The organism is Nocardia thailandica NBRC 100428 (assembly GCF_000308795.1).
Lineage (GTDB): Bacteria > Actinomycetota > Actinomycetes > Mycobacteriales > Mycobacteriaceae > Nocardia > Nocardia thailandica.
This window is the reverse complement of sequence record NZ_BAGK01000087.1, coordinates 1-21,319: the sequence shown is the minus strand read 5'-3', so window position 1 is coordinate 21,319 and position 21,319 is coordinate 1. Positions and strand designations below refer to the sequence as shown.

General features: G+C 73.3%; 25 protein-coding genes. 6 read left to right on the top strand and 19 right to left on the bottom strand.

The features are described from left to right. Nucleotides 1–29: 29 nt before the first annotated feature. Nucleotides 30–596, top strand: coding sequence for a hypothetical protein (locus ON36_RS32660; RefSeq protein WP_052313794.1), 567 nt, complete (start codon nucleotides 30–32; stop codon nucleotides 594–596). A 15-nt stretch (nucleotides 597–611) separates the two neighbouring features. Here ON36_RS32660 and nadC read toward each other — a convergent pair whose 3' ends face one another. The 3 genes from nadC to nadA form a co-directional block, all read right to left on the bottom strand. Then, nucleotides 612–1,472 (bottom strand): carboxylating nicotinate-nucleotide diphosphorylase, encoded by an 861-nt coding sequence (nadC, locus tag ON36_RS09040; protein WP_043650291.1) that lies wholly within the window; start codon nucleotides 1,470–1,472, stop codon nucleotides 612–614. A 127-nt stretch (nucleotides 1,473–1,599) separates the two neighbouring features. Next, nucleotides 1,600–3,267, bottom strand: coding sequence for an L-aspartate oxidase (locus ON36_RS09035; protein WP_043650268.1), 1,668 nt, complete (start codon nucleotides 3,265–3,267; stop codon nucleotides 1,600–1,602). Nucleotides 3,268–3,270: 3 nt separating this feature from the next. After that, nucleotides 3,271–4,305 (bottom strand): quinolinate synthase NadA, encoded by a 1,035-nt coding sequence (gene nadA / locus ON36_RS09030; protein WP_043650267.1) that lies wholly within the window; start codon nucleotides 4,303–4,305, stop codon nucleotides 3,271–3,273. A 78-nt stretch (nucleotides 4,306–4,383) separates the two neighbouring features. Between nadA and ON36_RS09025 the strand changes: the two genes are divergently transcribed. Further along, nucleotides 4,384–5,112 carry an NUDIX hydrolase gene (locus tag ON36_RS09025; RefSeq protein WP_043650265.1) on the top strand — a complete coding sequence of 243 codons (729 nt, stop codon included), beginning with the start codon at nucleotides 4,384–4,386 and terminating at the stop codon, nucleotides 5,110–5,112. A gap of 56 nt (nucleotides 5,113–5,168) precedes the next feature. Here the strand turns inward: ON36_RS09025 and ON36_RS09020 are convergent, their stop codons facing one another. Then, nucleotides 5,169–6,347, bottom strand: a complete 1,179-nt coding sequence (locus ON36_RS09020) for an MFS transporter (RefSeq protein ID WP_245558018.1) — start codon at nucleotides 6,345–6,347, stop codon at nucleotides 5,169–5,171. A gap of 80 nt (nucleotides 6,348–6,427) precedes the next feature. Here ON36_RS09020 and ON36_RS09015 point away from each other — a divergent pair, with 80 nt between their 5' ends. After that, the gene (locus ON36_RS09015) at nucleotides 6,428–7,162 is read left to right on the top strand and encodes an AraC family transcriptional regulator (RefSeq protein WP_043650263.1); all 735 of its coding nucleotides are present in this window, start codon (nucleotides 6,428–6,430) and stop codon (nucleotides 7,160–7,162) included. A 61-nt stretch (nucleotides 7,163–7,223) separates the two neighbouring features. Here the strand turns inward: ON36_RS09015 and ON36_RS35415 are convergent, their stop codons facing one another. The 8 genes from ON36_RS35415 to bioB form a co-directional block, all read right to left on the bottom strand. Further along, nucleotides 7,224–7,397, bottom strand: a complete 174-nt coding sequence (locus tag ON36_RS35415) for a hypothetical protein (protein ID WP_169334688.1) — start codon at nucleotides 7,395–7,397, stop codon at nucleotides 7,224–7,226. A gap of 70 nt (nucleotides 7,398–7,467) precedes the next feature. Continuing rightward, a complete protein-coding gene (locus ON36_RS09005; protein WP_043650258.1) occupies nucleotides 7,468–7,923 on the bottom strand; it encodes a peroxiredoxin family protein in 456 nt (151 codons plus the stop codon). Nucleotides 7,924–7,980: 57 nt separating this feature from the next. Further along, entirely contained in the window at nucleotides 7,981–8,556 is a 576-nt protein-coding gene (locus ON36_RS09000; protein WP_245558017.1) for an RNA polymerase sigma factor, read from the bottom strand. A gap of 103 nt (nucleotides 8,557–8,659) precedes the next feature. Next, nucleotides 8,660–9,820, bottom strand: a complete 1,161-nt coding sequence (locus ON36_RS08995) for an AI-2E family transporter (RefSeq protein ID WP_083885014.1) — start codon at nucleotides 9,818–9,820, stop codon at nucleotides 8,660–8,662. A gap of 93 nt (nucleotides 9,821–9,913) precedes the next feature. After that, on the bottom strand, nucleotides 9,914–10,447 hold the full coding sequence (locus ON36_RS32655; RefSeq protein WP_052313793.1) for a DUF1353 domain-containing protein: 534 nt from the start codon (nucleotides 10,445–10,447) through the stop codon (nucleotides 9,914–9,916). Between the two features lie 70 nt (nucleotides 10,448–10,517). After that, a complete protein-coding gene (locus tag ON36_RS08985) occupies nucleotides 10,518–11,180 on the bottom strand; it encodes a DUF2567 domain-containing protein (protein ID WP_052313792.1) in 663 nt (220 codons plus the stop codon). Then, a complete protein-coding gene (bsaP, locus tag ON36_RS08980) occupies nucleotides 11,180–11,389 on the bottom strand; it encodes a biotin synthase auxiliary protein BsaP (RefSeq protein WP_043650277.1) in 210 nt (69 codons plus the stop codon). The genes ON36_RS08985 and bsaP overlap by 1 nt, the downstream gene beginning before the upstream one ends. Nucleotides 11,390–11,442: 53 nt before the next feature. Further along, entirely contained in the window at nucleotides 11,443–12,456 is a 1,014-nt protein-coding gene (gene bioB / locus ON36_RS08975; RefSeq protein WP_043650255.1) for a biotin synthase BioB, read from the bottom strand. Between the two features lie 163 nt (nucleotides 12,457–12,619). Between bioB and ON36_RS08970 the strand changes: the two genes are divergently transcribed. Then, on the top strand, nucleotides 12,620–13,204 hold the full coding sequence (locus tag ON36_RS08970) for a TetR/AcrR family transcriptional regulator C-terminal domain-containing protein (protein WP_043650252.1): 585 nt from the start codon (nucleotides 12,620–12,622) through the stop codon (nucleotides 13,202–13,204). 76 nt (nucleotides 13,205–13,280) lie between these two features. Continuing rightward, complete coding sequence (locus ON36_RS08965) at nucleotides 13,281–13,583, top strand: hypothetical protein (protein WP_043650249.1); 303 nt, start codon at nucleotides 13,281–13,283, stop codon at nucleotides 13,581–13,583. 17 nt (nucleotides 13,584–13,600) lie between these two features. On the opposite strand, the gene ON36_RS32650 is transcribed toward ON36_RS08965, so the two are convergent. Then, a complete protein-coding gene (locus tag ON36_RS32650) occupies nucleotides 13,601–14,458 on the bottom strand; it encodes a hypothetical protein (RefSeq protein ID WP_052313791.1) in 858 nt (285 codons plus the stop codon). A 196-nt stretch (nucleotides 14,459–14,654) separates the two neighbouring features. Here ON36_RS32650 and ON36_RS08950 point away from each other — a divergent pair, with 196 nt between their 5' ends. Further along, nucleotides 14,655–15,425 (top strand): ankyrin repeat domain-containing protein, encoded by a 771-nt coding sequence (locus ON36_RS08950; protein WP_085999593.1) that lies wholly within the window; start codon nucleotides 14,655–14,657, stop codon nucleotides 15,423–15,425. Nucleotides 15,426–15,449: 24 nt separating this feature from the next. Here ON36_RS08950 and ON36_RS08945 read toward each other — a convergent pair whose 3' ends face one another. The 6 genes from ON36_RS08945 to ON36_RS08920 form a co-directional block, all read right to left on the bottom strand. After that, nucleotides 15,450–16,622, bottom strand: coding sequence for an MFS transporter (locus ON36_RS08945; RefSeq protein WP_052313790.1), 1,173 nt, complete (start codon nucleotides 16,620–16,622; stop codon nucleotides 15,450–15,452). A 43-nt stretch (nucleotides 16,623–16,665) separates the two neighbouring features. Then, nucleotides 16,666–18,000 carry an LLM class flavin-dependent oxidoreductase gene (locus ON36_RS08940; protein WP_043650240.1) on the bottom strand — a complete coding sequence of 445 codons (1,335 nt, stop codon included), beginning with the start codon at nucleotides 17,998–18,000 and terminating at the stop codon, nucleotides 16,666–16,668. Next, a complete protein-coding gene (locus tag ON36_RS08935) occupies nucleotides 17,997–18,740 on the bottom strand; it encodes an ABC transporter ATP-binding protein (RefSeq protein WP_083885012.1) in 744 nt (247 codons plus the stop codon). The genes ON36_RS08940 and ON36_RS08935 overlap by 4 nt, the downstream gene beginning before the upstream one ends. After that, nucleotides 18,716–19,576, bottom strand: coding sequence for an ABC transporter permease (locus ON36_RS08930; protein ID WP_043650237.1), 861 nt, complete (start codon nucleotides 19,574–19,576; stop codon nucleotides 18,716–18,718). The genes ON36_RS08935 and ON36_RS08930 overlap by 25 nt, the downstream gene beginning before the upstream one ends. Further along, the gene (locus ON36_RS08925) at nucleotides 19,576–20,667 is read right to left on the bottom strand and encodes an ABC transporter substrate-binding protein (protein ID WP_043650234.1); all 1,092 of its coding nucleotides are present in this window, start codon (nucleotides 20,665–20,667) and stop codon (nucleotides 19,576–19,578) included. The genes ON36_RS08930 and ON36_RS08925 overlap by 1 nt, the downstream gene beginning before the upstream one ends. 105 nt (nucleotides 20,668–20,772) lie before the next feature. After that, on the bottom strand, nucleotides 20,773–21,237 hold the full coding sequence (locus tag ON36_RS08920; protein ID WP_043650231.1) for an SRPBCC domain-containing protein: 465 nt from the start codon (nucleotides 21,235–21,237) through the stop codon (nucleotides 20,773–20,775). Nucleotides 21,238–21,319: the final 82 nt, after the last annotated feature.

The following is a 21,319-nucleotide window of genomic DNA, read 5'->3' as shown; positions in this document are numbered from 1 at the left end:
GATCCGGCGCGACCCCTTTCTCCCGCTGAGTGGGCGCGCTGGTCGGCCCGTTCTGCCGCGACTGCGGCACGGAGGCCTGCCGTGGACTGCTCCGCACCACCCTCGCACAGGGGTGGTGGGGCCCCTTCGCGTTGCTCATCTCGGTGTACGCGATCGGCTACGACCTGCGAGGCCGACGCGCGTTCGGCACGCTGCCCGCGCCCAGCGCACCGCCCGGCGCCGCGCGCACCCGCGACGAGCGCCGCGCGCGCATCACGTGGGAGCGCCGCGAGCAGGCCCGGCGGTGGTCGCTCGCGTGGGCTCTGATCATCGCCGTCCAGCTCGCCGCGCTGTGGTGGATGCGTGCCGACGAGGACTTCCGGTACACCGGCGCGCGCGACCGGCTCACCTCGGGGGCGTGTGCGGCGCTGGAGGAATCGGCGTGGCCGTTCACGGCGGAGGAGCTGACGCTGCGCCTGTGCGACGACCCCCATGCCGAACTCCGCATCAGACAGGCGGATTTCACCACGGACTCCCGGCACGCCGAGGAGTTCTGTGGCGATCGCGTCGCGCTCCGGACCGACTGGGTGACGCTGTGCGTGGAGCCGGCCCGCTGAGCGCGCGGGCGCGGCTCACATGTCCAGGCCGAGATCCAGGACCTGCACCGAGTGGGTGAGGGCGCCGACGGCGAGGTAGTCGACGCCGGTGCGGGCGTAGTCGGCGGCCATGTCCAGGGTGAGTCCGCCGGAGGACTCGAGCCGGGTCCCCGGGGCGGTGGCGTCGCGGCGCTGCACGGCGGCCTGGGTCTGCCAGAGCGGGAAGTTGTCCAGCAGGACCAGTTCCACGTCCTCGGCGAGGACGGCGTCGAGCTGTTCGAGGCTGTCGACCTCGACCTCGCAGGCGATGCCGGGGGCCAGTTCGCGCACGGCGCGCAGGGCCGCGACCACCGAGCCCGCGGCGACGACGTGGTTGTCCTTGATCAGGGCGGCGTCGCCGAGGCCCATGCGGTGGTTGACGCCGCCGCCGACCCGCACCGCGTACTTCTGCAGCGCGCGCAGGCCGGGCAGGGTCTTGCGGCTGTCGCGGATCGCGCAGCCGGTGCCCTCCACGGCGTCCACCCACGCGGCGGTCGCGGTGGCGATGCCGGAGAGGTGGCACACCAGGTTGAGCATGGTGCGTTCGGCGGTGAGCAACCCGCGGGTCGGGGCCACCAGGTTCAGGACCGCGGTGCCCGGCTCGACCCGGGTGCCGTCGGCGACCCGGTCGGTGATCTCGTAGTTCCCCGCGCCGATGACCTCGTCGAGGACCAGCAGGCCCACGTCGATGCCGGCGACCGTGCCCGGCTTGCGCGACACCATGGCGGCCTTGCTCACCGCGTCGGCGAGCACGGTGGCGTTCGTGGTGACGTCGGGGCCGTAGCGCAGATCCTCGTCGAGCGCGGTGCGGATGAGGGTCAGCAGCTCGTCGCGATCCAGGGCGGAGTCCAGGGTCATCTCAGTTCTCGCTTTCACGGGCGCCGGCGCGCCCGGGTCGTCCGCGCGCACGGGCGCGGCCATCTGGAGGAAACGTCGCCGGCGCGACCGGCCACCGGGCGCGCGACGGGGCGGGGCGCGCCCGCGCTCACCGGACCACCAGCGCGTCGGGCGCGTCGAGCGCGTCGGGCCGCCCGAGTTCGTCGAGCCGGAACCGGACGCTGTGCCGCAGCGATTCGACCGGTTCCGGGTGGTCGAGGCGGGTGTGGCAGCCCCGGCTCTCGGTGCGGAGCGCCGCCGCCGCGAGCAGGACCCGCGCGGTGACGGTGAGGGCGGCGTCCTCGAGCGCACGCAGGGCGGCCGCGGGGGTGGCACCGGTCCCGGCCTGTCCGCCGGGCGCCCCCTGGACGAGTTCCGCGAGCGGGTCGACCGCCCCCGCCGGCCCGCCGAGCACGGCGGCGAGTTCGCGATCGGCGGCGGCCTCGAGCACGGTGCGCGCCGCGGCCAGCCCGGCACCGTCGCGGACGACCGATCCGTGTTCGGTCATCGCCGCCTGCACCAGCTCCCGATCCGCGAAAACGACGTCGGGGAACGCGATGTCGCCGGTGCGCCCGGCCGCGCCGAGCCGTTCGGCCGCGGCGGCGCCGGCCCGCTCCCCCACGACGAGCCCTTCGAGGAGGCTGTTGGAGGCGAGCCGGTTGGCGCCGTGCAGCCCGGTCCGCGCCACCTCACCGGCGGCGTAGAGCCCCGGGACGGCGGTGCGGCCGTGCGGATCGGTGACCACCCCGCCGCACTGGTAGTGCGCGGCGGGGGCGACCGGGATGAGCTGGTGCGCCGGGTCGACACCGACGGCCAGGCAGGAGGCGGTGATGGTCGGGAACCGCCGCGCGAAGCCGTCGACGGCCCTGGCGTCGAGGTAGACGTGGTCGTCGCCGAGGGCCCGCATCCGGGCGGCGATGGCGCGCGAGACGACATCGCGTGGGGCCAGATCGCCCAGCGGATGCACGCCCGAGGTCACCGAATCGCCGTGGGCGTCGACGAGACTCGCGCCCTCGCCGCGCACCGCCTCGCTGATCAGCGGGCGGCGCCCGAGACCGCCGGGCGTGTACAGCACGGTCGGATGGAACTGCACGAATTCGAGATCGGCCACCTCCGCCCCGGCCCACAGCGCCAGCGCGACGCCGTCGGCGGTCGCGCCGGGCGGGTTCGTGCTCAGCGCGTAGAGCTGGCCGAGCCCGCCGGTGGCCAGCAGGACGGCGGGCGCGTGCACGACGCCGAACCCGTTGTCCGACACCGCCAGGACGCCACGCACCCCGTCCGGGCCGGTCAGGATCGAACACGCGGCGGCGCCGAAGAGCACCGGCAGCCCGGCGGCGTTGAGCGCGCGCTGCACCTCCGCGCCGGTGGCGTCGCCGCCCGCGTGGATGATGCGCCGCGTGCTGTGCCCGCCCTCGCGGGTGCGCGAGATCTGGCCGTCGCGGCCGAGATCGAACACGGCGCCCAGATCGGTCAGGGCCGCGACGGCGGCCTGCCCGCCTGCCACGATGGACCGGACCGCGGCCGGGTCGCACAGTCCCGCACCGGCTTCCACGGTGTCGCGCACGTGCGAGGACACCGAGTCTCCCGACGGCGCGACGACGGCGATGCCGCCCTGGGCGTACTGGGTGGCGGTGTCGGTCGGCCCGCCCTTGCTCAGGGTGAGCACCCGCAGCCCGCGCAGGGACGCGGTGCGGGCCGCGGTCAGGCCCGCGACCCCGCCGCCGATCACCACCAGGTCGGCCTCGGCCTCCCAGTCGACGGAGACAACGCCGGTCATGGCCTACTCGCCGCCGCCGGGGTTGCCGATCTCGATCATCCGCTGCACCGAGGCGCGGCCCGCCGCGGCCATCGCCGGGTCGACGTGCACCTCGTCGGCGCCCTCGACCAGGCAGCGCAGCAGCGCGGCGGGGGTGATCATCTTCATGTACGGGCAGGAGGCGCGGTCGTTGACGGCCTGGAAGTCGATGCCGGGGGCGGCCTTGCGCAGCTGGTGCAGCATGCCGATCTCGGTGGCGACCAGCACCTGGGTGGACTTGGCCTGCTTGGCGGCGTCGATCATGCCGCCGGTGGACAGGATGTGCACGCGGTCGGCCGGGAAGGAGCCCTCGCCCGCCAGGTACAGCGCGGAGGTGGCGCAGCCGCACTCCGGGTGCACGAACAGCTCCGCGTCGGGGTGGGTGCGCGCCTGCTCGGTGAGCTCGTCGCCGTTGATGCCGGCGTGCACGTGGCACTCGCCCGCCCAGATGTGCATGTTGGCCCGGCCGGTCTCGCGCTTGACGTGCGCGCCGAGGAACTGGTCGGGCAGGAACAGCACCTCGCGGTCGGGGTCGATGGAGGCGACGACGTCGACGGCGTTGGAGGAGGTGCAGCAGATGTCGGTGAGCGCCTTCACCTCGGCGGTGGTGTTGACGTAGGAGACGACCATGGCGTCGGGGTGTTCGGCCTTCCACTCCCGCAGCTGGTCGGCGGTGATGGAGTCGGCCAGCGAGCAGCCGGCGCGCTCGTCGGGGATCAGCACCGTCTTGGTGGGGCTGAGGATCTTGGCGGTCTCGGCCATGAAGTGGACGCCGCAGAACACGATGGTGTCCTCTTCGGCCTCGGCCGCGATGCGCGAGAGGGCGAGGGAGTCGCCGACGTGGTCGGCCACGTCCTGGATCTCGGGCAGCTGATAGTTGTGGGCCAGGATCGTGGCGTTGCGCTCGCGGGCCAGCCGCCGCACCTCCTGCGCCCATTCCGGTGTCGCCTCGACCCCGGTGTACCCGGTTGGTCCGTCGATGACCGAACCCATCAGCGTCGGCAGAACACTCGTCGCCATGACGGCTCCCTTCCTCGTGCGTGCGGCCTCATCGCCGCGATTCGCACACAACCAGGTTTTCGACTTACAATCGAAAACATGCCCCATAGTAGCACCATCCACGAATCGCTCACCGCGGTGTTCCAGGTGCGTGAGTTCTCCGACGACGTTTCCGCAGGTCAAACGGGCCGCAAGCGGTCCGGGCAGCCGGAACTGGCGGTTCTGCTGTGGGAGCGGGCGCTCGACCCGCAGAAGGGCACCTGGTCGCTACCGGGCGGTCGGTTACGCGACGACGAGGACCTCGACACCTCCGCCCGGCGCCAGCTCGCCGAGAAGGTCGACGTGCGCGAGCTGGCCCACCTGGAACAGCTGTCGGTCTTCTCCGCCCCCGACCGCGTCCCGGACCCGCGCCGGATCGCCTCGGCCTACCTCGGGCTCGTCCCGCTCACCAGCGAGCCCGAGCTCCCGCCCGACACCCGCTGGCACCCAGCCTCCGCCCTGCCGGTGATGTCGTTCGACCACCGCACCGTCGTCGAACACGCGCGGACCCGCCTCGCGGCCAAACTCTCCTACACCAACATCGCCTTCGCCCTGGCGCCGGACACCTTCACCATGTCCACCCTGCGCGAGATCTACTGCGCCGCACTCGGGTACGACGTGGACACGACCAACCTCCAGCGGGTGCTGTCCCGCCGCAAGGTCATCACCCCCACCGGCGCCACCGCTCCCCCGGGCCGCGCGGGCGGCCGCCCCGCCGCGCTCTACCGGTTCACCGACACCGGCATCCGCGTCACCGACGAGTTCGCCGCCCTGCGTCCGCCGGGCTGAGCGGGCGCAGGGCGGCGGACCCCGCGGACCGGCGGCCCCGGCCGTCCACGGTCAGGTCATTCGCGGGCAGGCGCGGGTGGCGTCAGCAGCAGCGACAAACCCACCGCCAGCAGCGGGACCGCGCACAGCGCCGTGAACACCGCCTGGGGACCGTGGCGGTCGGCCAGCAGGCCGAACAGCGGAACGACCAGCCCGCCCGCGCTCACCGCGAGGCCGAGGGTGACACCCGCCGCCGTCCCCGGCCGGGTGGGCAGGTAGTCCTGCCCCAGTTTCACCAGGACCGCGAACGGGACGTTGACCGCGATCCCGGCGGCCACCGCGCAGCCGAGCGCCCACACCGGGCTCGGCGTCACCCGCAGCGCGATCAGCGCGGGGATGACGGCGATGCTGCCCGCCCGGATGGTGGGCAGCATCCCGAACCGATCCGCCAGCCGCCCGCCCAGCAGCGTGCCCGCGACGCCGCCGGTGAGGAACGCCGCCAGCGCCACCCCTCCCAGCCCGTCGCCCGCGCCCAGCGACCGGATCCAGTAGAGGACGACGAAGGTGTTGACGCCGAAGAACACCACCGACCGCACCACCTCGAGCACGGTCAGCACCGCGAACGGACCCCAATGATCTTGTCCTGCCAGGCTTTTCACCACCGCGGTGGGGGCGCCCCGCCGCTGCTGGTAGCGCCACAGGACGACGGCGGTGAGCACCGCGGGCGCGACGAACACGGCCGTGCCGCCGACGCCGAGGGACACCAGCACCGGCGTCGCCAGCGCGGGCGCCAGGAAGAACCCGACGCTGCCGCCCGCGGCGAACAGGCTCATGGCCGCGGCGCTGCCGCCCGCGTCGCGGCGCGCGTCGCGCCCGGAAGCAGGATGGAAGGCCGCGACGCCGATCCCCGACAGCAGAAGCAGCAGCCACACCAGGGCGTAGGACGGGGCGAGCCCGGCCAGCCCGGCGCCGAGGCCGGCCAGGCCGAGCCCGGCGGGCGCGAGCCAGAGCAGCGGCCTGCGGTCCGCCAGCACGCCGAGGAGCGGTTGCGGCAGCGAGCCGCCGAGCGTCGCGGCCAGGGCCAGGCCGGAAGCGGCCACATAGCTGTAGCCGCGCTCGAGCACGAAGAACGGGATGGCGGCGGGCACCAGCCCCTGATAGAAGTCGTCGACCGCGTGCGCGATCACCCAGTACCGCATGCGCTGCCAGGGCGAGTCCGCCCGCGCCCGCGGGCTCGCCACCTGCGTATTCACCATCGCTGATCCCTTCGTCGAAAGCGACGGGGCTCAGCGTAGGAAGGATGGGAGGTGGCAGGCTTCCGATAAGCTGCCGAGATATGCCGGAATCCCGCCAACTCGCGACGACCGCCGCCCAGGACCTCGCCGCGGGCGCCCGGATCGCGCCGCACCACCACCGCGAGCATCAGATCGTGTATCCGAGTTCGGGTGCCGCCGAGGTGCGCACCGAGCACGGGCGGTGGATCGCCCCCGCCGACCGCGCGGTGTGGATCCCGGCGGGCTGCCGCCACGAGCACCGCTTCTACGGACCGACCCGGTTCCACTGCGTCGGCTTCGCCCCCACCGGATCCGGCGATCGCACCGTGCCCGCCGTCCTGTCCGCGTCACCGCTGCTGCGGGAGCTGATCATCGCCTGCTCCGATCCGGGCGAGCTGCCCGCCGAGGAGACCGCGCGGCTGCGCGGCGTCCTGCTCGACCGCATCCGCCGCAGCCCCGACGAACCGCTGCGCCTGCCCGCCGCCACCGACCCGCGGTTGCGCGCGGCGTGCGCGCTGGTCGAGGCCGACCTGTCGGTGCCGTGGACGCTGGCCGGCCTCGGCCGCCGGGTCGGCGCGAGCGAACGCACGCTGACCCGCCTGTACCGCACCGAGTTCGGCCTCACCTACCCCGGCTGGCGGACCCGGCTGCGCCTGCATCACGCGGTGCGGCTGCTGGCGGAATCGGTCCCCGTCACCGAGGTCGCGCATCGCTGCGGCTGGGCGTCGGCGAGCGCGTTCATCGACGTCTACCGCCGGGCGCTCGGCCACACACCGGGCAGCGGCGCCCGGCGTTGATCACCGCGAACGGCGTTCGGCCGCAACCGGTCCCGTGCGCTGCGGCGACGCGCCCCCGCGATCAGCGGTCGTAGCGCCGGTCGCGATGCTTGGCCGAGCGGCGGTAGACACGCCCGCTGGGTACCGCGGTGGCGGCGTTGGCACTGCGCAGCGCGTGCCTGCGCCGCCAGGCGACCAGGTCGGGTCGCTCGGCGGCGGGCTCGGCCGCCTCGGCGGTCTCTCGTTCGGCGCGCATCGTCAGGTCCTCCCCCGGATCGTGTGGACCGGACGACGGTAGGCCCTGTCCCGCAGCGCGCGCCAGCGAATTATCGCGTCAGGGCGGCGACCGCCTCGGCGGTCTCGCGGCGGTCGTAGCCACCGGTCGGGAGCGTCGCGGTCCGCACGTACCGGATGACGCCCGCCGCGTCGACGAGGACGGTGCCGGACTGCTGCATGCTGCCGAACATCGTGCGCCGCAACCCGATCGAGGCGTGCGCGGCACCGTCGTCGCCGGTCAGCACGGTGAACGGCAGCGCGTGCCGCTCGCGCCAGGCCCGCGCGGCGGCCTGGTCCTCCGGCACGGCGACCACGACCTCGACGCCGGCGAACTCGCCCTGTCGGCGGGCCAGGTCACGCACGTGCGCGGCGCAGACCGGGCACCCGGTCGACCGGGCGAAGTAGATCAGCACGGGCGCGACACCCCGGCGGTCGGCCAGGGAGAACGTCGCCCCCGCGGTATCGGTGGCGCGGAGATCCGGTGCGGGCACACCTGTTTCGAGCATGACGGAACTACCTTCCGGTGAAGGGGAAACGGCCGGGACGCCGGGCGGCGCCCCGGGTCAGGCGGAGGCGGCGCCGGGCCGCGCGAACGCCAGATCGGGATCGGCGCGCAGGGCCGACCGTCCGCGGTGCAGGTGCGACTTCATCGTGGCGACGCCGATGCCCAGCGTCGCGGCCACCTCCGGGCCCGGGCGCCCGAGCACGTCGCGCAGCAGCACGACCCGGCGCTGGTTGTCGGGCAGCCTGCCGATGGCGGCGGCGACCCGGACGCTGTCGAGGCGGCGCAGCGCCTCGTCCTCGGCCGAGGACACCGTGGCGGCGTCCTCGGGCTCGCCCAGCCGCAGCGCGGTCCTGGCCCGGCGCAGGCATTCGTGCCGCACGATCCGGAACAGCCACGAGCCGAGCGCCGCCGCGGCGCGCAGCGTCCCGATCCGCCGGTACAGCGTGAGCAGTGCCTCCTGCGCCGCGTCCTCGGCGTCCTGTGCCGACACGCACCACTGCCCGGCGAACCGCCGCACGTGCGGCTGTGCCCGATAGACCAGTTCGGCCACGGCGCCCGCCTCACCGGCCTGCGCCCTGGCGATCAGGTCGAGGTCGATCCGGTCGGCCACGGTGGTCTTCGCTCCTGCACTCACCCCTATGAGAGTCGCCGCGGCGCGCAAAGGATGCACCGCGGCGACGACGATTCTCCCGGCCCGCCCGGACCCGGCGGGCGCGGGGGCCGGTACCGGCGGGCGGTCACGGCTGTTCCGTGCCCCCGGTCGCGCCTGCGGTATCCGGTTTTCCGTCGGTCTCGTCGTCCTCGGCGCCGGTGTCGCGCTCGAGCAGTTCCTTCTCGGTGAGCGGCGCGCCGATGAGGACGTCGGCCCAGCGGGTCGACGGATCGATGTCGAGCAGCAGCGCCTTGACCAGCAGTGTGAGGGGCACCGCGAGAATCGCGCCGAGCGCGCCGATCACCCACGACCAGAAGACCAGGGACAGGAACGTCAGCGTGACGCTGATGCCGACGGCGTCACCGACGAACTTGGGCTGGATGATCGACTGGATCACGAAATTGATCACGCTGTAGACCACGATCACCCAGATCATCATCACCGGGCCGCTGTCCAGCAGCGCCAGCAGCGCTGGCGGGATGACCCCGATGACGAAACCGATGTTGGGGATGTAGTTGGTGATGAACGACAGCAGCGCCCACAGCAGCGGCAGCGGCACCCCCATCAGCCACAGCGCGCCGCCGTCGAGCACGGCGACGATGGCGCCGAAGACCGTCGACACCACCAGGTACTTGCGTGTGCCCGCGGCGAATTCGGCCAGCGCGTGGGCGATGGCGGGCCGTTCCTCGCGGACGACGGTGAGCCGCTGCCGGATGCTCATCCCGTCCACGGCCATGAACAGCAGCAGCGCCACCACGAAGAACAGGTTGGAGAAGACGCCGAGCACCCCGCCGACCACGTCGTCGATCAGGCCGACGAGCTTGCCCATGTCGACGTTGTGCATGGCCTTCTGGATCTGCTCGCTGCTCACCCCGAGCGTGCTCAGCCAGTCCTTGCCCCGCGTGATCAGTTCGTCGAGCTTGTCGGAGTAGTGCGGCAGTTCCGAGGCCAGCTGGTAGGCCGACAGGACCAGCGCCCCGCCCAGGCCGAGCAGGATCAGCAGGACCGCGCCGAACGCGCCGAACATCCCCACCCAGGCGGGCCACCCCTTGCGCTGGGCCCAGTCCTGCACGGGTTGCACCGCCACCGTGAGCATGAGCGCGAGGAACAGCGGGCCGATCACCCCGGAGAAGGCCTTCATCCCGCCGATGGCGACCACGGCGCCCGCGACCGAGAGCAGCACGATGAGTCCGCGCGGGATCGACCACTGCGGGACCGCGACTTCCACCGGTTCGGGCATGCGCATCGGCTGTCTCCTGCCGTCGGCGACGTGATGCCGCCGACGTTAGGGCCGGGCGCGCGCGCCCGCCTCGCCCAAAAGGGATGAACTCGCGCGGCGTCAGGCGGTCTTCATCTGCGGTGTGGGCGGCGGGCCGACGACCCGGCGTCCGGGCCGGTGCAGCGCCCAGAAGGCGAGCTCGACCAGCCAGAACACCAGCAGCGCCGCCGTCACCACGACCACCGGCACGAACAGGAACACCAGCGAGGGCACCGCGATGAGCACCCAGCGCAGGAAGTCCTTCGCGGAGATCCCCTCCCAGCGGCTGCCCAGGCGCACGGCGGCCCACATCATCCAGCGCCGCGGCACCGACACGTCGAACTCGCGCAGGCAGCGCCGGAACAGCCCGTCGGCGTCGGCGCGGCCGACCACCCCGGTGCGGCACAGGTAGTCGTGCAGGATCGCCGCCCGCGTGTAGGCGCCGTAGCGCGGTATCAACCAGACCACCGCGCGGGGCACCGAGGCGAAATCGGTGCGGAAGTCGACCGGGACGGTGAAGGTCTGCACCGCGCCCTGATACACGAGCGGTTCGGCGAGCCGCCAGAATTTCGCGTCCAGTTCCTCGACGACCGGACCACCACCGATGAATCCCACGACTCCTCCTCGAGCCGTTCCGCTGCCCTGCTGACCAGCAGGTATGGCGATGGTAGGCCCGATTCCGCCGTCAGTGGGGGCGCGGTTGCGGAGTCGGATCGAAATCGCCGCCGGGAAGATACGCACCGGCCGGTTCGCCGCCGAAGACCGGGTCCGCGGGCTCGATGTGCTGCGGCGGATACAGGTCGCCGACCAGTCCCGCGGCCCCGGTGCCGAGGTCCTCGGCGGGGTGCAGCGCGGTCAGCAGGAGCAGGAACAGCCCCGCCAGCAGCGGCTGCACGACCAGGGCGAGGTCGGTGCCGAGTTCGGCGGGCAGGGCGATGACGGCCCCGACCGGCGGGTCGTGCGGGCGCGGGTTGACCATCCCGGCGACCCGGTCGCCGATCAGGTTCATCGCGAAAGCGCCCAGCCCCGAGGCGATCAGCAGCGCGACGACGAGCGCGGGGCCGCGCGCGGCGCGCACCCGCCAGGCGGCGAAGGCGGTCAGCGCGGCCAGCGCGGCCCCGAGCAGGACGAAGATCGCCACGCCGTCGAACTGGTGCATGCTCTCCCCGGTGAGCACCGCGGCCCGGCCGGGTTTGGTCACCCACAGGCGTTCGGCGGGGGCGAGCACGCCCCAGGCGACGCCGGCCAGCGCGCTCACCGCGACCACCGCCACCGCGATGATCGCGACCGCGCGCAGCTCCCGCCGCAGGGCCTCCGGCCGCGGCCCGCCCACCCGATCGGCGAGCACTACCGGCGTTCCAGGTGGGCGGATTCGAGCACGCCGTGCCGGGAGCACTCGGCCCACCAGCCGTCCGGGCTCACCTGCACGATCATCCGCCTGCCGCACTGCTCGCAGTAGCGGGGCGGTTCCAGGCCGAGCGCGGCCGCGGCCGGTACCGGATCGTCGAGCCCGTCGACGATCCGCTTGCCGGTGAACGGGTTGTAGCGCTCCTGCATGTCGGACACAGTACCGGCCGAGTCGCTCACGACGACACCTCCATGCCCCTCGCTCACAGCGTTTCGTTGAGCGCCTTGATCGGCATCTTCAGCTCGCCGAGCAGATCCAGGTCGGATTCGGCGGGGCGGCCGAGGGTGGTCAGGTAGTTGCCCACGATGACGGCGTTGATGCCGCCGAGGATGCCCTGCTTGGCGCCCAGGTCGCCGAGGGTGATCTCGCGGCCGCCCGCGAAGCGCAGGATGGTGCGCGGCAGCGCGAGGCGGAACGCGGCGACGGCGCGCAGGGCGTCGGCGGCGGGCAGGACCTCGAGGTCGCCGAAGGGCGTGCCCGGGCGCGGGTTGAGGAAGTTCAGCGGGACCTCGTCGGGTTCGAGGGAGGCCAGGTCCGCCGCGAACTCGGCGCGCTGCTCGAGCGACTCGCCCATGCCGAGGATGCCGCCGCAGCACACCTCCATGCCCGCCTCGCGGACCATGCGCAGGGTCTCCCAGCGCTCGTCGTAGGTGTGGGTGGTGACCACGTTCGGGAAGTGCGAGCGCGCGGTCTCGAGGTTGTGGTTGTACCGGTGCACGCCCATGGCGGCGAGCTGGTTCACCTGCTCCTGGTTGAGCATGCCCAGCGAGCAGGCGACCTGGATGTCGACCTCGTTGCGGATGGCCTCCACGCCGGCGGCGACCTGGGCCATCAGACGCTCGTCCGGGCCACGCACGGCGGCGACGATGCAGAACTCGGTGGCGCCGGTCTTGGCGGTCTGCTTGGCGGCCTCGACCAGGCTGGGGATGTCGAGCCAGGCGGCGCGCACCGGGGACTGGAACAGGCCCGACTGCGAGCAGAAGTGGCAGTCCTCGGGGCAGCCGCCGGTCTTGAGCGAGATGATGCCCTCGACCTCGACCTCCGGGCCGCACCACTTCATGCGGACCTCGTGGGCCAGGCCGAGCAGATCCTCGAGGCGGTCGTCGCCGAGCTGGAGCACGGCCAGGGTCTGCTCCTGGGTGAGGCCTTCGCCGCGCTCGAGCACCTGCTCGCGCGCGATGGCCAGGATGTCGGTCTGGACAGGTGCCTGCGTCACGGCGCGTGTTCCCTTCGTCGGGGCCGGTGCACACCCGGGCGGGCGTGATCTCCCCCGGCGTCATTGTGCGACTTGAACGGTGTTCAGGCTAGGGTAGCGGGTGAGAGTGAGTCAAAACACTCCGGGCCCGGATCCGGGCGCGACCGGCACGGAAGGGAGCCGCGTGCAACTGCGCAGGGACGACGTGGTGGATGCCGCGATCGCCATTCTGGACACCTACGGGCTGGCCGACCTGACGATGCGCAGGCTCGCCGGTGCGCTCGCCGTCCAGCCCGGCGCCCTGTACTGGCACTTCAAGGACAAGCAGACCCTGCTCGGCGCCGTCGCGGACCGCATCCTCGCCCCGATGGACGAGCCGGTGACCGCCACCGAGTGGCGCGCCCAGGTCAGCGAACTCGCGCACCGGCTGCGCGACTGCCTGCTCGCCTACCGGGACGGCGCCGAACTCGTCTCGGCCACCTACGCCTCGCGTCTCACCACGTCCAAGGCCCGGGAGCGCCTGGCGGGCACCGTCATCCGCGCGGGCATGACCCGCGAGGAAGCCGAGCTCACCGCCTACACCCTGCTCTACTACATCCTCGGCCAGACCGTCGACGAGCAGTCGCGCATGCAGATGGACTCCGTCGGCGCGCTGCCCGACGGCTCCTCCCCGCTGGGCGAGACACCGGACGCCACCGCCCGTTTCGACTTCGGCCTGCAGCTGTTCGTGGCGGGCGTCCACCAGATCCTGGGGAACCGGGTCCGCTGACCGGCGGCGGGCGCTGACCGCGACGTGAATGCCGGTTCCGGTCCGGCGCGGCCCGTCCCGGTCGCATACTGCGTCGATGAGTGACCGCACCGTGCCGCTGTGGAATCGCGACCGGCTCTACGTCCACGCCGTGCGCCGGGCCGGGGGCGACGTCGTCATCGACGGCCAGGATCTGCGCGGCGGCAGCGAGTACGAGTACGCGCTGACCGTGCCCGCGGGCCAGGTACCGCTGATCGTGGCCGCGCTGGGCGGCGAACCCGGCGCCGACGTCCTCGACCTGTTGTCCGCCCACGGCGAGGACATCGTCCTGCGCGGCGAGAAGACCTGGCTGGAGAGCATCGGCGTCGCCCCCGGCTTCTGGTGCCATTACAGCGACTGAGCACGTTTCACTGGCGCTCAGCGCAGGTACCCGTCGAGGTCGGCGAGCAGTTCGAGCACCGAAGGATCGTCGGTCCGGTCGAACGCCGCCGCGACCGCGTCCAGGGCGGGCCCTGATCCGAGCCAGGCCACCAGCTCGGCGAACGTGTCCGAGCGGCGGTCCCAATACGCGTTGCGCGGCTCGACTCCGCTGGCGGTGGTCCGGCACCCCCCGATCACGAAGTCGTGCAACCGCCGCACGGCGGCATCCGTGCTCGCCTCGGCCCACGCGGCCAGCCGCGGCGCGAGGGTGGATTCGGCCGCGCCGAGCGCGCACAACAGGGCGTCCACGGGCGCGGCCGGCCGGTCGGCGGTGAGGGCGTCCTGCCAGAGGGCGTCGAAGACGTCGGTGACCGCCCGCGCCTGGGGCCAGCTCGACCAGCCGGCCGCTCGTAGCCTGCGGTGGAACGGCTCGATGTCGGGCATGACCGTGCCCGGCGTGTGCAGCAGCTGGAGGATGCGGCCCGCGAAGTAGCGGAGGTCGGCGGGGCCGCCGACGGTGCCGAGCACCGCCGATGTGTACGCCCGCAGGTCCTCGTCGGACAGCTGAGACCGCGGCCGGGCGAGCAGATGCGCGTATGCCCCGGGCGGCCCGCAGTGCGGGCAGCAGTCGATCACCGCCGGACGGGCCACCGGGGCGAAGGCGTCGTCCAGGGCGGCGAGCGCCGCGGCGACCGCGGGCGCGACGCCGGGGAAGGACACCTCGGCGCGCGGCATCCATCCGTCGCGGCGCCGCGACGACGTGCCCGCGGCGCGGACCAGCGACCGGTCGGGCTCCTCGCGCCGGACCGCGAGCTGCCCGCCGCGCCACCGGCCCGGCCGATTCTCCCGCCCCATCGGGCCGAGAGTACGGGCCACGGCCCGGTCCGCCCAGCGGATTTCGTGCCCCGGCGTCGACCGTCCGGACCGCCGGGTCATCCGATCGGACGACACCGGCGTCGACCGGTCCGCCCCTGTCCCCGACCCCGCAGGCCGATGCCGAGGACGCCGCGAGCGCGGAGTGTCGGAGGGGACCCCTCGGACAGGAGTGATGATGCGACCGTCGACCTTCTCGATCACCGCGACCACGGTGCTGGCCACCCTGCTGCTCGCCGCGTGCGGTCCCGGCGACGCGGCGAGAACGCGGAACCCGGACGCTCCGGCGGCCACGGCAACGACCGGACCGGCGACGGCGGCGAACGACGCGCGGACCGCCGCCCCGCCGACCCCGGATCCGGCGGCCGATCGGGAGCTGCTGCGGGCCGCCGTCGCCGAGGACGCCGCGGCGGTGCGGGCGGCCCTGGCGGACGGCGCCGCCGTCGATGTCCGGGACGGCGGCGGCCGCACGCCGCTGTTCGTCGCGGTGCTGCACGACGACGTCGAGGTGGCCCGGGTGCTGCTGGCGGCCGGGGCCGATCCCGACGTGCTCGACGACCGCGGCGAATCCCCGTGGGTGAACACCGGGGTCACGGGCAGCGTGGCGATGCTCGATCTGCTGCTGCCCGCGGACCCGGATGTCGGGCTGCCCAACCGGTTCGGCGGCACCGCGCTACATCCGGCGGCCGAACGCGGACACGTCGACTACGTCCGTGAGGTGCTCGCGCGCACCGGGATCGACGTGAACAGGGTGAACCGGCCCGGCTGGACCGCGCTGCTCGAGGCGGTCCACTACGGCGACGGCGGCCCCGCCTACCAGGAGATCGTGCGCCTGCTGCTGGCACACGGCGCCGACCCGGCGATCCGCGACGCGGAAGGCCGCACGGCCTACGACCACGCCGTCGAGCACGGATACCCGGCGATCGCCGACCTCCTGCGCGGCCGGTGACCCGCCGTCACCCGGCCGGTCGCGTCAGGTGACCCGGCCCGGGAACCACCGGTGGATCGCCGCGGCCCCCACGACGGCGGCGGCGGCGACGGACAGGCCCGACGCGGCCAGGCCGAGCGCCGCGCCGAGCGCTCCGGCGCCGAGCGGCCCGGCGAACATGCCGACGTCGTGCATGAGCCGCCAGGCGCCGAGGAATTCGGGGCGGCGGTCCGGGGGCGCGATGTTCGCGCCGACGGTCATGACCAGGCCGTTGCTGACGCCGTTGGCCAGGCCGAGCACGAGGGCGGCCGCGCCGACGGACCACACGGTGTGGGTGAGGGGCAGGGCGGCGTAGCCGAGGGCGAACAGCAGCGCGCACGGGACGCCGGTGACCCGGCTGCCGAAGCGGTCCAGCCAGACGCCGGCCGGATACGACATCGCCACGTCGACGGCCCCGGCGATGCCGAAGATCAGGCTGGTCGTCGACGCCCCGATCCCGACGTGCGCGGCCCACAGCGGCAGGACCGTGGTCCGGCAGGCCCGTGCCGCGCCGATGGTGATCGCGGCCAGCCCGAGGGTGCGCAGCGCGGTCCGGTTCTCGGCGAGGACGGTGTGCAGCGGCTGGAGTTCCTCACCGGCGGTGCGGGTGTCGCGGATCGCCACGACCGCCGCCGCCGAGACCAGCGAGGTCGCCAGCGACAGCCAGAGCGCGCCGACGGGACCGTAGAAGTGCACCAGCGCGGCGCCGACGAACGGCCCGACGAAGAACCCGAGCCGGTGGGCGCCGGCCAGGGTGGACAGCGCCCGCCCGCGGTCGCCCGGGGCGACCACGGCGACGATGTAGGTCTGGCGCGCCAGCCCCCACACCGCCCCGGACACCCCGCCGCACAGCAGCCCGGCCGCGAGCACGCCCAGGTTCGGCGCGAAGATCGCCGCCAGCACCCCGGCCGTGCCGCAGACGGTGGCCACCGCGATCGCGCCGCGCTCCCCGATCCGGGCGACGATGCGCCCGGCGGGCAGGTCGGTGAGGACCATGCCCAGCCCGGTGATGGCGACGATCAGCGCCGCGGACCCGACCGACGCGCCCAGGTCGAGGGCCCGCAGCGCGTACATGGGGGTGGCGGCGCCCGCGCCGACCCCGTAGACGCCCATGGGCGCGAACACCGTCCAGGTCAGCGACCGCAGCGACGGCGGCGACCCGGTGAGCACAGCGCTCACCGGATCGCTCCGCCGCCCGGCGTCCCGCCCGGACAGCAGCCCGTCACGCGGACACCGGCGCGCGGCGCCCGGCCGGACGCGGCAGCCCGAGGTGATCGCGCAGGGTCGTTCCCGTGTATTCGGTGCGGAACAGCCCGCGCTCCCGCAGGATCGGCACCACGGTCGAGGTGAACACCTCGAGGCCGCCCGGGTACCAGGGCGGCATGACGTTGAAGCCGTCGGCCGCGCCCTGGGTGAACCACTCCTCGATCGTGTCGGCGACCTGCTCGGGCGTGCCGGCGAACACCCGGTGTCCGCGCGCCCCGGCCAGCCGGTGCAGCAGCCCGCGCACCGTCGGCCGTTCGCGCTCGACGATGCCGGCCACCACCTGCAGGCGGCTCTTGGCGTTGTCGGTGACGTCGCCCGCCCCGGCGAAGACCTCGAGCGGGATCGGCTCGTCGAGGGGCAGGTGCCGCAGCGAGGTGCCGGTGATCGACTCCAGTTGCGACAGGCCGAATTCGGGCACGGTGAGCTCGTTGAACTCCTGCTCGAGTTTCCGGGCCGCCGCCTCGGTGTCGGCGATGAACGGGCTGATGCCGGGCAGGATCTTCACGTGCTCGGGGTCGCGGCCGAAGCGGGCGGCGCGGGACTTGATGTCGGCATAGAACGCCTGGGCGTCCGAGAGGCGCTGGTGCGCGGTGAAGATCGCCTCGGCGTAGCGCCCGGCGAAGGCCCGGCCGTCGTTGGACGCGCCCGCCTGCACCAGCACCGGATGCCCCTGCGGCGTGCGGGCGGAGTTGAACGGCCCGCGCACCCGCAGGTGTTCACCGGCGAAGTCGATCGGATGGATCTTGTCCGGGTCGGCGTAGATGCCCGCGGCCCGGTCGAGCACGATCGCGTCGTCCTCCCAGCTGTTCCACAGGGCCACCACCGCCTCCACGAATTCCCGTGCACGCGCGTAGCGTTCGGCGTGGTCGGGGTGCTTGTCGAGCCCGAAGTTCGCCGCGGCCAGATCGGTGCCGGTGGTGACGATGTTCCACCCGGCGCGGCCGCCGGAGATGTGGTCGAGCGAGGAGAACAGCCGGGCGAGGTTGTAGGGCTCGTAGTAGGTGGTCGAGGCGGTCGCGACGAGGCCGAGGTGGGTGGTCGCCGAGGCGATCGCGGTCAGCAGCGTGATCGGCTCGAGGCCGGGGGCCGCGGTGTGGCGGACGTCGGTGCGCAGGGCGGGGCCGTCGGCGAAGAACACCGCGTCGAAGGTGGCGGCCTCGGCGGTGCGGCCGATCTCCTGGTAGTAACGGACGTCGTAGATCCGGTCGGTGCCGGTGTCGGGATGCCGCCAGGCCGCCTCGTGGTGCCCGGCGGGGTAGATGAACGCGTTGAGGCTGAGTTGCCGTGTCACGAGGCCTTCTTCACTTCCTGTTCGGTGTCCACGCCGAGCCCGGCGAGCAGCAGCTCGCGCAGCCGGATGAACTCGGGGTCGCTGTGGCGTCGCGGCCGGGGCAGGTCGAGCCGTTCGTCGAGGGCGATCCGGCCCTCGTCCAGGACGAGCACGCGGTCGGCCAGCAGGACCGCCTCGTCGACATCGTGGGTGACCAGCAGCACCGCGGGCCGGTGCCGGGCGCACAGGTCCTGCAGCAGCGCGTGCATGCGGATGCGGGTCAGGGCGTCCAGGGCGCCGAACGGTTCGTCGGCCAGCAGCAGTTCGGGTTCGCGGACCAGCGAGCGCGCCAGCGCCACCCGTTGCTGCTCGCCGCCGGACAGCTCCCGGGGCCAGGCCCGTTCGCGCCCGGCCAGCCCGACCTCCGCCAGGGCCGCCCGGCCCTGTTCGGCCGCGCCCGCCAGGCCGAGCACCACGTTGTCGAGGACCCGCGCCCAGGGCAGCAGCCGCGAGTCCTGGAACACCACCGATCGGCTCCGCGGCACGACGAGTTCCCCGGAACCCGCTACGTCGTAGTCGAGTTCGGCCAGCGCGCGCAGCAGGGTGCTCTTGCCCGAGCCGCTGCGGCCGAGCAGGGCGACGAACTCGCCGCGCGCGATCTCGATGTCGATGCCGCGCAACACGATCCGGTCGCCGAAGCCGCGGGTCAGGCCGCGGGTGCGCACGACCGCCTCGCTCACCCGCCCAGAGTCTGCCGCCATGCCAGCGCCTTTCGTTCCACGGCCCGCACGGCGAGGTCGCCGAAGAGCCCGAGCAGTCCGTAGATGACCAGGCCGACGACGATGACGTCGATCTGCCCGTAGGTGCGCGCCTGGGTCATCAGGTAGCCGATGCCGCTGGTCGCGTTCACCTGTTCGACGACGACCAGCGCCAGCCAGGAGATGGTGACCGCCAGCCGCAGCCCGACGAAGAAGCCGGGCAGCGAGCCCGGCAACGCGATCCGCCGGATGAACCCGCCGCGCGAGAGACCCACGGTCTCGGCCAGTTCGACGTAACGCTTGTCCACGCTGCGCAGCTGCGCGTGGGTGTTGATGTAGACCGGCACCAGCACCGAGGTGGTGATGACGATGAGCTTCATCTCCTCCCCGATGCCGAACCACACGATGAACAGCGGGATCAGCGCGAGCGTCGGAATCGCGCGCTTGATCTGCACCGGCCCGTCGACCAGGGACTCCCCGATCCGGCTCAGGCCGGCGACCAGCGCGAGGACCACGCCGATCAGCACGCCGAGCACCAGGCTGATGCCCGCGCGCTGCAGCGAGGTGAGCAGGTTGGACTGCAGGCGGCCGTCGGCGATGAGGTCACCGGCGGTCCCGGCCACCGTCCACGGCGCGGGCAGCGTCTCGGGGTCGAGCGCGCCGGTGCCCGAGCCGATCACCCAGGCCAGGACGAGCAACACCGGGCCGACCGCGAAGCCGAACGGGATGGGACGGCCCGGGCCCAGCCTGCGACGCGCGGATCGGCGGGCCGCCGGTATCGGCTCCGCGTGATCGGCACTCGCGCGGGCCCCGGTCACGCCGGCGTCGAGGACGGCCATCACTTGGCCGCCTGCCCGAAGGACGCGCCCGCACCGGTGACCGCCTCGTCCACGACCGGCGCGAAACGGAGATCGAATCCGTCGGCGGCCTTGATCTTCTTGGGCAGCTGGCCCGCGGCGTCGATCGCGTCGATGGTGCTCTGCTGCCGGTCGATCAGCGCCTGGTCCAGGTGCGGGAAGGTGTAGGTGCCCAGCGACTCGATGATGCGGGCGGCGTCGTCGGCGCCGACCTTCTGGTTCTCCACGTAGTAGCGGCGCGCCCATTCCTCGCGGTGGGTGTTGGTCCAATGCCAGCCGCGGACGAACGCGCCGACCAGCGCGCGGGCCGCCGCGCCCTTGGCCGGGTCCTGCAGCGCGGCCCGGCGGCCGTAGAGGTAGGCGAGGCCGGTGTAGGTGCCCGCGGTCTCGGAGTCGGGGAGCACCGAGGCGCCGGGGGTGCGCAGCAGCCGCGTGATGTTGGGCTCGATCAGCGGCGCGACGTCGACCTGACCGGTCCGCACCGCGTCGAGGAACTCCGCGAGCTGCAGCCGGACGAGCTGGACGTCCCCGGGCTTCAAACCCGCCTTGCTCAGCGCCTTGAGCACCGCGGCCTGCTGGGCGGTCCCCTCGGCATAGGCGATCTTCTTGCCCTTCAGGTCCGCCAGCCGGGCGATCTGCTTGTTCGGCGCGACGGCGAGCTTCAGCGCCGCCGGGTTGGTCGCATACGACGCGATGATCGGGACGTCCTGGCCCGCCGCGAGCGCGTGGATGGGCGGAACGTCGCCCACCTGCCCGATGTCGGCGGCCCCGGCGCGGAACGCCTCCAGGATCGCGGGCCCGCCGACGAAGTTGGCGAACTCGATCTTGAACGGCAGTTTGTCGAGCTCACCGGACAGCCGCAGCACGCTCTGCAACCGCTCGGACTGATCGGCGACCACCAGGGTGGTCCCCGGCGGGATCTCGGTCGGCAGGGGCGAATCCGGCGTGCCGACCGGCGTGTCACCGCCGCTCGCGCACCCGGTGAGACCGAGGGTGGCCGCGGTCGCGACCGCGAGCAGGGTGGCCGTACCGCGGGTGCGCACACGGGAGAGGAAGGTACCGCTTCGAGACATTCACGCATTGAATCAAGGCATTTCGGGCTCCGGGAGTCTTAGCGGCACCCTGATTCGAACCCCGCACACCGAATCCTCCGGCGCGCCGGGCCATTCGGGACGCGCTCAGCGCGCGGCGCCGCGTTCGGCGAGCGCGGTCAGCTTGTCCAGGGCGGCCCGCCAGCCCGCCTCGTTGTCCTCCTCGGACAGGCCCGCGGGCACGTCGTCGTGGACCACGAGCAGGTTCGTCCCGCCGCCCACGGCGTCGGCCAACACGAAGCTGACGGTCATCTCCCCGGCCAGCTCGGCCCGGGTGGTCACGAACTCCAGCTTCTCGATCACCCGCTCGTCCGGGACGAGGCTGACGAATCGGCCGTAGTAGGCGTCGTGCTGCGGATCGGAACCCGGCGTCTCTCCGGCGAAGTCCGCGGTGATCGAGAACCCGCCGCCCTCCTGGGGTTCGAACCGGTGCACGACGCCCTGGATGCCGTCGGGCAGCATCCACGCCGCCACCGCGTCGGCGTCCAGCAGCAGCCGGTAGATCTCGGCCCGGGGTGCGTCGACATGCCTGGCGATCCGAGTACTCGACATCGTTCCACCGTAACCGCTCGTCGGCCCTCGACCACGGAAGCCGCACGCCGGCGACCCGATCGGTATACACAGTGGACGTGGT